Source organism: Actinomadura sp. ATCC 39365 (genome assembly GCF_054392275.1).
Window position 1 is genome coordinate 1,470,927 of record NZ_CP184335.1, and the last position, 12,744, is coordinate 1,483,670.

Here is a 12,744-nt window from a genome sequence, read left to right on the forward strand (position 1 = left end):
CTCCGTGCTCGCACACCCGGGTGCTCCATCAGCCGGCGTGGGAGGATCTGCCGGCGTTGGATCCGTCGCGGACGAACTCTCCGGTGACGTTGCGGTTCGCCGCAGATCCGAGGAAATGGATCAGCGCCGCCATGTCGTCGGCGGTCGAGAGCCGGCGGCTCGGCGTGCGGGCCGCGATCCGGTCGAGGGCCTCCTGGGTGACCGGGCGCTCGGCCTCGGTGATCGTGAGCCCGGCCACGGCCACGTTGACCAGCACGCCGTCCCGGCCGGCCTCCCAGGCCAGGGCGCGGGCCATGCCGTGCAGGGCCATCTTGGCGGTGCCGTACGGGCCGGGGCCCGGCTGGCCCTCCTCGGCGGCGCCCGAGGAGACGAAGACGATCCGGCCGAAGCCGTTCCGCCGCATCCCGGGCAGTACGGCCTGGACGAGCAGGGCGTTGCCGGCGACGTTCGCGTGCAGGGCGGCCGTCCATTCGGCGGCGGGGACGTCCTCGAAGCTCATGCTGTTGGGCATGATCGTGCCCCAGCGGACGGCGTTGAGCACGAGGGCGTCCACCGGGCCGGCCTGGGCGGCGGCGGGCGCGATGGTGGCGTGGTCCTCCAGGTCCAGATGGACGGCCGCCGCCTGCCCGCCCGCCTCCTCGATGCGCTTGACGACCTCTGCGGCGCGGCCGGGGCCGGTGTTGTAGGTGATGGTGACCCGCGCGCCGGCCCTGGCGTAGGCGAGCGCGGTGGCGGCGCCGATGCCGGAGGAGCCGCCGGTGATGAACGCGTGCATGGGGATGCCTCTCTTGATTAGCCGACTAATTAGCCAGCTAAGTGGCTTTGGGCGTCTGGAGGCAAGGGGGTTTCGCTCTTGGTGAAGAGGATTACTGGGGGATGGCGCGTACGAGGCGGGACAGCAGGGCGCGTTCGGTGTCGTCCAGGCCGTGCTGGAGTTCTTCGTCGGTCCTGGCCCAGATCGCCTCGACCGGCTCGCGCAGCGCCTTGCCCGCCTCCGTCAGGTGGACGCGGCCCACCCGTGGGCGGTCGGGGTCGGGGGAGCGGCGGACGAGGCCCGCGCGTTCGAGGCGCTGGAGGGTCTTGGTGACGGTCGGCGGCTCCACGCCCAGCCGGGCGATCAGCTCGCCCTGGGTGAGGCCGTCCTGCCGCCACAGCTGGTTGAGCAGCAGCTCCTGGCCCACGTGCAGGCCCAGTGGCGCCAGGGCGGCGGCCATCCGGTTGCGGTGGGTCTTCATGACCATGATCAGGGCGTACGTCAGGGTCTCGTCCAGCATGCACTCATCTTGCCCGCCGCCTGCCGCTTTGGCGCATGGAGACCCAAGGATGGCGCCCGTCTTACCGTGTCGTGCGCTTTAGCCGATGCCCTCCGCGAAAAGGTGAAGTATCCGGCATGCAGACCCGTCGGGAGACGCAGACGTGACCACACCTGGGGACCCCAACGAACCCCGCGAGGGGCAGGACCCGCAGCACCCCGAAGGCCATCCCCGCGAGGACCGGCCCGAATCCACGCCGCCGCGGCACACGCCCGAATGGTGGCGGGAGGGGACGGCCGAGGAGGAGCCGCCGGCGCCCGAGGAGGAGCCGCCGGAGATCGGGCCGTACGAGGGCGGGCCGACGAGCAGCGAGTGGAGCCCGAGCGAATGGGCCGTCGGCGGCCCGCCCGGCGCGGGGCCGACCGGCGGCGCGGGAACCCCGGAGGGATGGACCGTCCCCGACCACGAGCACGGCCATGAACACGCGGACACCCCTGGGCACGCGGACACGCCGAAGGGCGCGGCCCCCGGCGAGGGCGCCGGTCCCGGAGAGGGAGCCCGACCGGGTGGCGGGCGGCACGAGGGTGACCGGCCCGGCGAACCGCCCGGTGAAGGGCCCGGTGAACGGTCCGGTGAACGGCCCGGCGAGCGGCCCGGCGAGTGGCCCGGTGAACAGTCTGGGGAGCGGGCCGGGGGTGGGCGGTGGGCGGATGAGTGGCCGTTCGAGGAGGAGCGGGAGGGCGAGGAGCCGATCGCGCCCGTGCCGCCCGTGGTGCCACCGCCGCCACCGGACGTGCCGCCGTCGCACGAGCCCAGGCCCGGCGGCCGTCCCGACCATCCCGACCTGCCCACCTCGCCCGAGACGCCGGGACCGGCCGAGGGCGGCGCGGGCAGGACGCGGTGGTCCGGCGGGGACGCCGAGGAGACGCAGGTCTATCCGATGCCCGGCGGCACCCCGGCCTATCCGGGCTGGGGCACGCAGCCGGACGAGGAACCGAGCCGCCCCGCGCCGTCCCGCTACGAATACGGCGACGTGCCCACCTTCGAGCCTCCGGCCACCGGCACCCACGCGGCCAGCGGCCCCGAGGAGCCGGGCGCCCGGCCGGGCGGTGCGGAAGGTGCTGAGGGGGCCGAAGGCCCAGGAGGCGCCGCCGGCACGGGCCGTACCACGGGCGCGGGGGGCGTGACGCCGGGCGCCGGGGGCGTGCCACCAGGAGGACCTGGAGCGCCGTACGGCGGCGAGGGGGCCTATGGCGGGCCGGAAGCGCCCCAAGGGGGCGAGGGGGCCTACGGCGGGCCGGGAGCGCCGTATGGCGGTGAGGGGGCCTACGGCGGCCCTACGGCGGCCGGTGGCGGTCCCACGGCGTCCGGCGGGCCCTATGGCGGGTCGGCGGCCGGCGGCGGCGGTGAAGGGGCCCGTGGGGGACCGGCGGCGTCGGGAGGGCCCTATGAGGCGGCTCCCGGCTCGTACGAGACCGGCGGGCGGGACACGTCCGTCCCCGGCACCACCCCCTCCAGCCCCTACGGCGGCCCGCCCGGGTACGGCCCGCCGCCGGGAGCCCCCGCCTACGGCCAGTACGGCCCCTACGGCACCCAGCCGCCCACGCAGCCGGGCAGCGGCCTCGCCACCGCCTCGCTGGTGCTGGGGGTGGCCAGCCCGTTCCTGGTGTTCGTCTGCTTCACCGGCGTGCTCACCGCGATCCTGTCGATCGTCTTCGGCTGTGTGGCGCTGGCCAAGCGCGTGGGCAGGGGCCGGGCCATCGCCGGGATCGTGATCAGTGCGCTGTCGCTGGTGTTGTTCGCGATCGTCGCGATCTGGTTCTGGAAGGTGGTCCAGGAGTGCGGCCAGCTTCCCAGCCAGCTCACCGACCAGTGCTTCGAGAGCAAGTTCCCCTGGATGGGCAGGGGCCGCTAGAGCGGCAGGTGGGCTGACAGGTCGGCGCGGGAGCCGCTGGCCGCGACCGAGCCCCTGGCCACGGCCTCGTCCCAGGTCAGCCGGCCGAGCGCGAGCTCCAGCCAGGTGCGGGCGTCGGTCTCCACGACGTTCGGCGGCGTGCCGCGGGTGTGGCGGGGGCCGGGGACGGCCTGGACGGCCGCGTAAGGAGGCACGCGCACCTCGACCGTGCGGCCGGGAGCCGCGGTGGCCAGCTTCTCCAGCAGGTGGCGCACCGCCTGCCTGGCCGCGTCGCGCTCGGGGGCGAGCCCGCGGTCATAGGCGGTCAGCACCGCGGCGACCAGGGCGTCGGGCAGGGCCGATGCGGGGCCGTCGTAGGGCGGTTCGTCGAGGGCGACGAGCTGGCCGTCGAGGGCGGCGCGCAGCTTCTCCGGATCCATCTTGCGTGGTGGCACGGGCCCATTGTCTCGCGGCAAGCGTTCATCGGGACGGAGGTCGTCGTTCACCCCCGGTTTCGTTGACGACCGTAACGTCCCCGCCGTACAAACGCGCACATATCTGGAGGACCTGTGGCGAACCCTGAGGCGGGGCGGCTGCTGCCGCTGCTTTCCACCCCGCACAAAGGTGGCCGATCCGCTCTGACCTGTCAGTTCCGTTGCGGGAACGCGTGCGCGCACGACGTGGCCAACACGACGGGCAACGCCTACTTCGGCGACGTGGTCAAGGAGGCGATGTCGCGTCGCGGCGTGCTGCGCGCGGGCGCGCTCGGCGCGCTGGTGGCGGGCGTGGGCGTGGCGGGCGCGGTCCCGGCGTTCGCCGACGAGCCTGCGGCCGAGGCGGCCGCCGAGCCGGTCGCGGAGGGCCTGCGCGGCCGGAGCGGGATCGCCTTCACCCCGGTGCCGCCGAACAAGGACGACGCGCTGCGCATCCCCGACGGTTACAACTCCTCCGTGGTCGTGCGCTGGGGTGACCCGGTGCTGCCCGACGCGCCGGCCTTCGACTTCGCAAACCAGACGGCCGACGCCCAGAACAAGCAGTTCGGCTACAACTGCGACTACGTGACGTTCTTCCCGATGGGCCACAACCGCGGCCTGCTGTGGGTGAACCACGAGTACACCGACGAGAACCTGATGTTCCGCGGGTACACGGGCGGCGCGGCCGCGACCGAGGAGCAGATCAAGATCGCGCTGGCCGCGCACGGCGGCTCGGTCGTGGAGATCGAGCGGGCGCACGGCACCGGCGAGTGGAAGCTCACCACCAAGGGCCGCCGCCGCTACAACCGGCGCGTCACCGCGCAGACGCCGATGCGCTTCTCCGGCCCCGCCGCCGGTCACGCCCTGCTCAGGACGGCCGCCGACCCCAAGGGCCTGGCGCCGGTCGGCATGCTGAACAACTGCTCGGGCGGTTCCACCCCGTGGGGCACGGTCCTGACCGCCGAGGAGAACTTCGACCAGTACTTCGTCAACGGAGACAAGGTCCCCGAGGCGCAGCGGCCGTACATCTCGCGTTACACGATCACGACGGGCACCCCGGCGAGCAGCCGCCGTTTCGACCGGGTCGAGGAGCGCTTCGACCTGGCCAAGCACCCGAACGAGGCCAACAGGTTCGGGTGGATCGTGGAGATCGACCCGTTCGACCCCGACTCCACGCCGATCAAGCGCACCGCGCTCGGCAGGTTCAAGCACGAGGCCGCCAACACCACCCTGGCCAGGGACGGCCGCCTGGTCGTCTACATGGGTGACGACTCGCGCTTCGAGTACATCTACAAGTTCGTCTCCAAGAACCGGTACATCCCCGGCTTCGACCGCCACAACCGCACCCTGCTGGACGAGGGCACCCTGTACGTCGCCAAGTTCACCGGCGACAGCCCGGCCGCCGAGATCGACGGCTCCGGCAAGCTGCCCTCCGACGGGCTGTTCGACGGCTCCGGCGAGTGGCTCCCGCTGGTGTCGGGCGACAGGTCGTTCGTGGACGGCATGACCGCCGCCGAGGTGCTGATCTACACGCGATCGGCGGCCGACAGGGTCAAGGGCGGCGCCACCAAGATGGACCGTCCGGAGGACATGGAGCGCAACCCGGTCACCGGCGGCGTCTACGTGGCCCTGACCAACAACTCCAACCGCACCGCCGCCCAAGTGGACGAGGCCAACCCGCGCCCGTCCAACAAGCACGGTCACGTCCTGGAGGTGGCCGAGCGGCGCAACGACGCCGGCGAGACCACCTTCTCCTGGTCGCTCCCGCTGATCTGCGGCGACCCGAACGACCCCACGACGTACTTCGCCGGCTTCGACAAGACCAAGGTCTCGCCGATCTCGTGCCCGGACAACGTGACGTTCGACGCCGACGGCAACCTGTGGATCTCCACCGACGGCAACCAGCTCGGCAGCAACGACGGCCTTTTCGTCATGCCGGTACGCGGTTCCGACCGTGGCCACCTGCGCCAGTTCCTCACGGTCCCGCTCGGCGCGGAGACCTGCGGCCCGCTGGTGACCGAGGACCAGAAGAGCGTGTTCGTGGCCGTGCAGCACCCGGGCGAGATCGACGGCGCGACCCCGGACAACCCGGCCAGCCGCTGGCCCGACGGCGACCAGCCGCGCCCGTCGGTCGCGGTGGTCTGGCACGGCAGGGGCAGGAAGATCGGCAGCTGATCCCCGGCGAAAACCAGTTGACCTCAAGTTAACTTGAGGAAATAGTCTCCCATGCATGAGCATGGAAGTGACCGCCTGGCATCAGCTTTACTCGATGAACAACCGGCCGGAGCGTCGCCCGCTGAACAGGGCGACGCTTCGGCGTATCGGCGGGTTCGCCCGCCCTCACCGCCGCAGGATCGTGCTGTTCCTGCTGCTCAGCGTGGTGCTGGCAGGTTTGGCCGTGGTGTCGCCGCTGCTCGCGGGGCGGGTGGTCGACGCGATCTTCAACAGTGAGCCGCTCGGCGTGGTGGTCGTGGTGGCGCTGCTGATCGCCGGCCTGGCGCTCGCCGAGGCCGGGCTCGGCCTGCTGAACCGCTGGCAGTCGGCCACCATCGGCGAAGGGCTGATCCTCGACCTGCGCACTTCGGTCTTCGACCATGTGCAGCGGATGCCGGTCGCGTTCTTCATGCGGACGCGTACCGGGGCGCTGGTGAGCCGGCTGAACAACGACGTGATCGGCGCGCAGCGGGCCTTCACCGACACCTTGTCCAGCGTGGCGGGCAACCTGGTGCAGCTCGTGCTGACGCTCACCGTGATGATCGGCATCTCGTGGCAGATCACGCTGCTCGCGCTGCTGCTCCTGCCGGTGTTCGTGCTGCCCGCGCGGCGGATGGGCGTCAGGATCGCGCGGCTGCGTCGCGAGGCCGCCGACCACAACGCCGCCATGGGCACCCAGATGACCGAGCGGTTCTCGGCGCCGGGCGCGACGCTGGTGAAGCTGTTCGGCCGGCCGGCGCGCGAGTCCGCCGAGTTCGCCGCGCGGGCGCGGCGGGTGCGTGACATCGGCGTGCGCTCGGCCATGAACCAGTCGGTGTTCGTCACGGCCCTGACCCTGGTCTCGGCGCTCGCGCTGGCCCTCGTCTACGGCCTCGGCGGCTTCTACGCCCTGCGCGACCAGCTCGAACCCGGCGCGGTGGTCTCGCTGGCCCTCCTGCTGACCCGCCTGTACGCGCCCCTCACCGCCCTGGCCAGCGCCCGCGTGGACGTGATGAGCGCCCTGGTCAGCTTCGAGCGCGTCTTCGAGGTGCTCGACCTCAAGCCGCTGATCCAGGAGCGGGCGGACGCCCGCGAGGTCCCCGAGGGCCCGGTCGCGGTCGAGTTCGACGACGTGCGCTTCGCCTACCCCGCCGCCGACAAGGTGTCGCTGGCCTCGCTGGAGGAGGTCGCCACGCTGGACTCGCGGGGCGGCGAGGAGGTGCTGCACGGGATCTCGTTCACGGCCCTGCCGGGCCAGATGGTGGCGCTGGTGGGCTCCTCGGGGGCCGGCAAGTCCACGATCGCCCAGCTGCTGCCCAGGCTGTACGACGTCGACTCCGGCGCGGTCCGCATCGGCGGCGTGGACGTACGGGACCTGACCTTCGACGCCGTCCGCGACACCCTCGGCATGGTCACCCAGGACGGCCACCTCTTCCACGAGACGATCAGGGAGAACCTGCTGCTGGCCAGGCCGGCGGCGAGCGAGGAGGAGATCTGGGACGCCCTGACCAGGGCCCGGCTGCGGACGCTGATCGAGTCGCTGCCCGACGGCCTGGACACGGTGGTCGGCGAGCGCGGCTACCGGCTGTCCGGCGGCGAGCGCCAGCGGCTCACGATCGCCCGGCTCCTGCTGGCCAGGCCGCGCGTGGTGATCCTGGACGAGGCCACCGCCGCGCTCGACTCCACCTCCGAGGCGGCCGTGCAGGAGGCCCTGGGGGAGGCGCTGGCGGGCCGGACCGCCGTGGTGATCGCGCACCGGCTGTCCACCGTGCGGGCGGCCGACCAGATCCTGGTGATCGAGGACGGCCGCGTCGCCGAACGGGGCACGCACGCCGAACTGCTGGCCATGGGCGGCCGCTACGAGGAGCTGTACCGCACTCAGTTCGACGAGCCGACGGTCGCGGGGGCGGTGGCCTGAGGCTCGTCCGTCACCGGCGGGCGGCGGGACGGGCGCAGCGCGTACAGGCCGAGCGGGACGGCGGCCAGCACGATCACCGCCGCGATGACGAGCGTGAACTGGTAGGCGTCGAGGAAGGCGGCCAGCGGGGGCTGGTCGCTCCCGCTCTGGCGGGAGCTGAGGATCGCGCCCAGCACGGTGATTCCGAGCAGGCCGAACACCTCGCGCGAGACGTTCAGCACGCCCGAGGCCACACCGGCCCTGTCCTTGGGCAGGCCGCCGAGGATCGCCGAGGTCAGCGGCACCAGCAGGCCGCCGCCGAGGCCGTAGAGCAGGAACCAGGGGGCGACGTCGGCGTAGTCGCCGTCGGCCCCGACGCCGGAGATCAGGTAGATCGCCGCGCCCATGAGCGCCATGCCGAGCGCCACCGTGCGGCCGGTGCCGAGCCGCGCGGAGATCCGCTGCGACGTGATGGCGACGACCGCCATGACCAGCGCCATCGGCACGAACGCCAGGCCGGCCTGCGTGGGGGAGAAGCCGAGCACGTTCTGCAGCCACAGGGCGCTGAAGAAGTAGATGCCGAACACGCCGAACGACCAGATGCCCATGGTCAGCGCGCCGCCGCTGAACACCCGTGAGCGGAAGAGTGACAGGTCGATCATCGGGCGCTCGGACCGCGTCTCGACCAGCGCGAACGCCACGGCGGCCGCCGCCGCGAGCCCGAACGCGGCCAGGATCTCGGCCGACGTCCATCCGGCGCGGTCGCCCTCGATGAGCGCATAGGTGAGGGAGACCAGCGCGAGCGCCGAGGTGGCCAGGCCGGGCAGGTCGAGCCGGTGCCGCCGGCGGGTGAAGGCGGGCCGGACCGCCCACAGGGCCAGGCCGAAGGTGGCGATCCCGATCGGCACGTTGATCAGGTAGATCCAGCCCCAGTGCAGGTGCTCGCTGATGAAACCGCCGGCCGCCGGGCCGAGCGCCATGGACAGGGCCCCGGACGCGCTCCAGATGCCCACGGCCCTGCCGCGCTCGCCGGGCTCGGGAAAGATCTGGCTGATCAGCGTGAGCGACGTGGGCGTGAGCAGCGCCGCCCCCACGCCCTGGACGGCCCGCGCCGCGATCAGCGCGCCGCCGGAGGTGGCCAGCCCGGCGCCCAGCGAGGCCGCGGTGAAGACGGAGAGCCCGGCCAGGAACACCACGCGGGCCCCGAACAGGTCCGCGAGCCGGCCGCCGACCAGCATGAGCCCGGCGAAGACCAGGATGTACGAGCTCACGATCCACTCCAGCCCGGAGATGGTCAGCCCGAGCTCCCGCTGGATCGTCGGCAACGCGACGTTCCCCACGTTGTTGTCGAGATACGTCATGAAGGTGCCCAATGTCACGGCACCCAGCGCCCACCATCGCATGTCACAAGCCTCCTATACGCCGTACTTGTACGTCGTACAGTTCAACTTGTACGACGTATAGTTGTCAACCGTGATGGGAAAACTGGCCGCGCGGGCCATCGCCGAGCGGGCGCTGGAGATCGGCGACACCGAGGGGCTCGACGCCGTGACGATCCGTCGTCTGGCCACCGACCTGGGCGTGACGCCGATGGCCCTCTACTGGCACTTCAAGAACAAGGACCAGCTCCTGGTCGGCATGGCCGACCACCTGATCGGCGGCTTCGTGCCGCCGCCGGCCGATGAGCGGCCCTGGCAGGAGCAGCTCCGCGACCTGACCCAGGGGCTCATCAGGACCCTGCGCACCCATCCCTGCGCCAAGAACGTCATCGAGCAGATCGACCCGATCTCCGTCCCCAACTTCCTGGTCGTCTGGGACAAGGCGCTGGGCCTGGCCCGTACGGCCGGGTTCGACGTGGAGGAGAGCTGCCTGATCACCAAGTACCTGCTGCAGAGCGCCCTGTCGATCGCCGACGCGCCCGTGCACTTCAAGGCCGGCCGGACCGGCGAGGAGATCGCCGAGATGGTCAGGGTCAAGCGGGCCGGCCTCCAGTCGTTGCCGCCCGAGAAGTACCCGCACCTGGTCGAGATGGCCTCACCGCTGGTCGCGGGCGCCGACCCGGCGTTCTACGACTCCTTCGGCGTCGATCTCGTGCTGCGCGGCATCGAGGCGCTGGCCGCCGGACGTTAAGGTCGAGATCATGCCTTTCGAGCTGGTCTGTGAGATCGAACCGCCCACCAAGCCCGATCTGAAGCGCGTCCGCCACCAGATCGGCACGCTCAGCCAGGTCGCCCATTCCTTCCTGATCCCCGACAACCACATCGGCCGGGCCACCGTGTCCAGCGTGGCCGTGGCCCACGAGGTCGAGGCGATGGGCGGGCGCAGCATCGCCTGTCTCAACTCCCGCGACCGCAACCTGCTCGGCTTCCACCGCGACCTGCTGACGGCCGCGGCGTACGGCGTCGACCAGTTCCTGTTCGTCCACGGCGACAAGCCCGCCAGCGGCAGCCGGACCAGCGACCTGACGGTCCGCTCGATGATCGAGGAGGCCAGGGGCTTCTCACCGGCCTTCCGCGTCGGCGCGGCGGCCGGGCTGCGCCCGCTGCCCGCCTGGAAGCGCGCGGCAGACTTCCTGTTCGCCCAGGTCAGCTTCTCGGTCGAGGCGCAGGTCCGGTGGCGCGAGGCCAACCAGGTCGACGTGCCGGTCTACGCGGGCGTCATGGTGCTGGCCAGCGAGCGCCACGCCCGTACGCTGGCCGCCGCCATCCCCGACATCGCCCTGCCCGGCGAGCTGGTCGAGCGGGTGGCCGCCGACCGTATGGCGGGCGTCGAGGCGGCCTGCGAGCAGGTGTTCGCGCTGCGCGACTCGGGCGCGTTCGACGGCGTGCACCTCATCCCGGTCTCGCGCTACCGCGACGTGGAGTCGAGGCTCGCCGGAGCCCTCTGAGACCTGGCGAGCGCGGCCAGCACCGCGCCGGCCAGCGCCACGGCGAACAAGACCGCGTACGCGCGCTGGAAGCCGTCCATGAGCTGCCCGACGGCCACCGGGGAGAGTGTGGACAGCGTGCCCGCGTACACCTGGGCGCGCAGCGCCGGGCCCACGGAGCTGGTCACGACGCTGAGCGTCAGGCCCACGCTGATCACGATGCCGACGTTCATGATCATGACTCGGAAGCCGTTGACCACGCCCAGGCTGCCGCTCGGCAGGGCGGCCATGACCTGGGTGGTGTTGCCGGTCAGGAACGTCCCGCTGCCGCAGCCGGCCACGAACAGGGCGATCCCCGTCACCCAGTACGGCGTCGCCGGGTCGGCCGTCAGCATGAGCGTGCCGAGCCCCAGCGCGCTCATCGCCGCGCCGCCGATCGACAGCCCGTAGGGCGAGACCCGCGGCCCGAGCAGGCCCGCGATCGGCGAGGCCAGCCCGATGCCCACCGGCACCGGCAGCACGCTCAGCCCGGCCGAGAACGCGTCGAGCCCGCGCGCCGCCTGGAAGTAGAGCGCGACCACCAGGATCAGCGCGGAACGCGCGAGCGCGTTGCAGAAGGAGGCCAGGTTCGCGTAGGCCAGTAGCCGCCCGCCGAACAGCCGCAGGTCCAGCACCGGGTTGGTAGAGCGCCGCTCGGCCAGCACGATCAGCGGCACCAGCAGCACGAACAGCGCCGCCCCCGTCAGGACGACCGGGCTGGTCAGGCCGCCCGACCCGGCCTCGTTGACCGCCAGCAGCACGGCCGACAGCGCGGCGAACACCAGCACGTTGCCGAGCGCGTCCACCGGCTGCCTGGGCCTCTTCGGCATCTTGCGTAAGATCACCGCGCCCCAGCCGAGCGCGATCAGCCCGGCGGGCACGTTCACCCAGAAGATCCACTGCCAGCCGGCGGTCTCGGCGATCAGGCCGCCGAGCGTCGGACCGGCGAGCTGGGCCACCGACAGCGTGCCGATGTAGACGCCCATGCCCTGGCTGAGCCGTTCGGGCGGGAACGCGTCGGTGATGATCACCGTGCCGTTGGCCAGGATCATGGCCGAGCCGATCGCCTGGAGCACACGCATGCCGACCAGGAACCAGACGTCCGGCGACAGCCCGGCCAGCAGCGAGGCCAGCGTGAACAGGGCGAAGCCCGCCAGATACACCTCGCGCCTGCCGAGCAGGTCGGCGACCCGGCCGAAGAACACCAGGCTCGCGGTGTTGACCAGCAGGAACGCCAGCAGGATCCATCCCGACTGCGTCGCGTCGGCCCGGAAGTGCCGCACGACGGTCGGCAGCGCGACGTTGAGCGTGCTGCCCGCGATGCCGATGAGGACGAGGCCCAGGCTGGTGACCGAGCACACGCGCCAGGCGTAGCGCATGCGGGTGCCGGCTTCGGGGGTGACCGCGACCATGCCTCCCACTATGACGTACGTCGTACGTCCGTTTTGTACCAGGGGTCACCTGGCTCGCCTGCGTAACCCCTCGACGTCGTGGATGACCACCCGCCGCCGGCCGGTCTCGATGAGGCCGCGGTCGCGCAGGGTGCGCAGTGCCTTGCTGACCGCCTCCCGCGAGGAGCCGGTCCAGCCGGCCAGCTCGTCCTGGCTGAGCGGCAGGGCCACCCGCACGCCGGTGCTGGTGCGCTCGCCGTACCGGTCGGCCAGTTCGAGCAGCCGGGTCGCCACCCGGCCGGTGGTGTCGAACGCGCCGTACTCGACCCGCTTGCGGTCGGCGTCGCGCAGCCGGCCGACGACGAGCTGCAGGAGCAGGACGGCGATGCGGCCGTGCGCGGCCAGGAAGCCGCTGAAGTCGCGGACCACGATGCCCTGGATCGGCTCCAGCGCGGTCACGGTGGCCGAGCGCGGCGAGCCGTCCACGGCCGACATGTCGCCCAGCAGCGCCCCCGGGCCGCGTACCGCGAGGACCACCTCGGTGCCGCTGCTCGTGTGCGAGGACACCTTGACCCGGCCCTGCGTCAGCACGAGCACCCAGTCGGCCGCGTCGCCCTCGGTGATCACCGTCGTGCCGCGGTCCCATCGGCGCGGGCGCCCGGCCGCTCGCAGCGCCTCGACCTCCTCGGCCGTGAGCATGGAAAGGAACTCGCCGGGCTCTGGATCCATGCGCCGATT

General features: G+C 72.2%; 11 protein-coding genes. 5 read left to right on the top strand and 6 right to left on the bottom strand.

Features of this window, described 5'->3' with window-relative positions:
* Window positions 1-28: 28 nt before the first annotated feature.
* Window positions 29-775, bottom strand: a complete 747-nt coding sequence (locus ACNF49_RS07595; RefSeq protein ID WP_482943227.1) for an SDR family NAD(P)-dependent oxidoreductase — start codon at window positions 773-775, stop codon at window positions 29-31.
* A 91-nt stretch (window positions 776-866) separates the two neighbouring features.
* Window positions 867-1,274: a MarR family winged helix-turn-helix transcriptional regulator gene (locus ACNF49_RS07600; RefSeq protein ID WP_357986874.1), complete on the bottom strand. Its 408-nt coding sequence runs from the start codon at window positions 1,272-1,274 to the stop codon at window positions 867-869.
* 142 nt (window positions 1,275-1,416) lie between these two features.
* On the opposite strand from ACNF49_RS07600, the gene ACNF49_RS07605 reads away from it, so the two are divergent.
* Window positions 1,417-3,168 carry a DUF4190 domain-containing protein gene (locus ACNF49_RS07605; RefSeq protein ID WP_482943228.1) on the top strand — a complete coding sequence of 584 codons (1,752 nt, stop codon included), beginning with the start codon at window positions 1,417-1,419 and terminating at the stop codon, window positions 3,166-3,168.
* Here ACNF49_RS07605 and ACNF49_RS07610 read toward each other — a convergent pair.
* Window positions 3,165-3,587, bottom strand: coding sequence for a sterol carrier family protein (locus tag ACNF49_RS07610; RefSeq protein WP_357986936.1), 423 nt, complete (start codon window positions 3,585-3,587; stop codon window positions 3,165-3,167). The genes ACNF49_RS07605 and ACNF49_RS07610 overlap by 4 nt on opposite strands.
* A 240-nt stretch (window positions 3,588-3,827) precedes the next feature.
* On the opposite strand from ACNF49_RS07610, the gene ACNF49_RS07615 reads away from it, so the two are divergent.
* A complete protein-coding gene (locus ACNF49_RS07615; protein ID WP_482943229.1) occupies window positions 3,828-5,795 on the top strand; it encodes a PhoX family protein in 1,968 nt (655 codons plus the stop codon).
* Window positions 5,796-5,850: 55 nt separating this feature from the next.
* A complete protein-coding gene (locus ACNF49_RS07620; protein WP_357986865.1) occupies window positions 5,851-7,731 on the top strand; it encodes an ABC transporter ATP-binding protein in 1,881 nt (626 codons plus the stop codon).
* Here ACNF49_RS07620 and ACNF49_RS07625 read toward each other — a convergent pair.
* On the bottom strand, window positions 7,692-9,113 hold the full coding sequence (locus ACNF49_RS07625; RefSeq protein ID WP_498702260.1) for an MFS transporter: 1,422 nt from the start codon (window positions 9,111-9,113) through the stop codon (window positions 7,692-7,694). The two genes, ACNF49_RS07620 and ACNF49_RS07625, sit on opposite strands and share 40 nt — an antisense overlap.
* Window positions 9,114-9,186: 73 nt before the next feature.
* Between ACNF49_RS07625 and ACNF49_RS07630 the strand changes: the two genes are divergently transcribed.
* Both ACNF49_RS07630 and ACNF49_RS07635 read left to right on the top strand, forming a co-directional pair.
* Window positions 9,187-9,840, top strand: coding sequence for a TetR/AcrR family transcriptional regulator (locus ACNF49_RS07630; RefSeq protein ID WP_357986933.1), 654 nt, complete (start codon window positions 9,187-9,189; stop codon window positions 9,838-9,840).
* A 10-nt stretch (window positions 9,841-9,850) separates the two neighbouring features.
* The gene (locus ACNF49_RS07635) at window positions 9,851-10,597 is read left to right on the top strand and encodes a methylenetetrahydrofolate reductase (RefSeq protein WP_352320480.1); all 747 of its coding nucleotides are present in this window, start codon (window positions 9,851-9,853) and stop codon (window positions 10,595-10,597) included.
* Here the strand turns inward: ACNF49_RS07635 and ACNF49_RS07640 are convergent.
* Window positions 10,558-12,027 carry an MFS transporter gene (locus ACNF49_RS07640; RefSeq protein ID WP_482943231.1) on the bottom strand — a complete coding sequence of 490 codons (1,470 nt, stop codon included), beginning with the start codon at window positions 12,025-12,027 and terminating at the stop codon, window positions 10,558-10,560. The genes ACNF49_RS07635 and ACNF49_RS07640 overlap by 40 nt on opposite strands.
* 45 nt (window positions 12,028-12,072) lie before the next feature.
* Entirely contained in the window at window positions 12,073-12,735 is a 663-nt protein-coding gene (locus ACNF49_RS07645; protein ID WP_357986853.1) for a Crp/Fnr family transcriptional regulator, read from the bottom strand.
* Window positions 12,736-12,744: the final 9 nt, after the last annotated feature.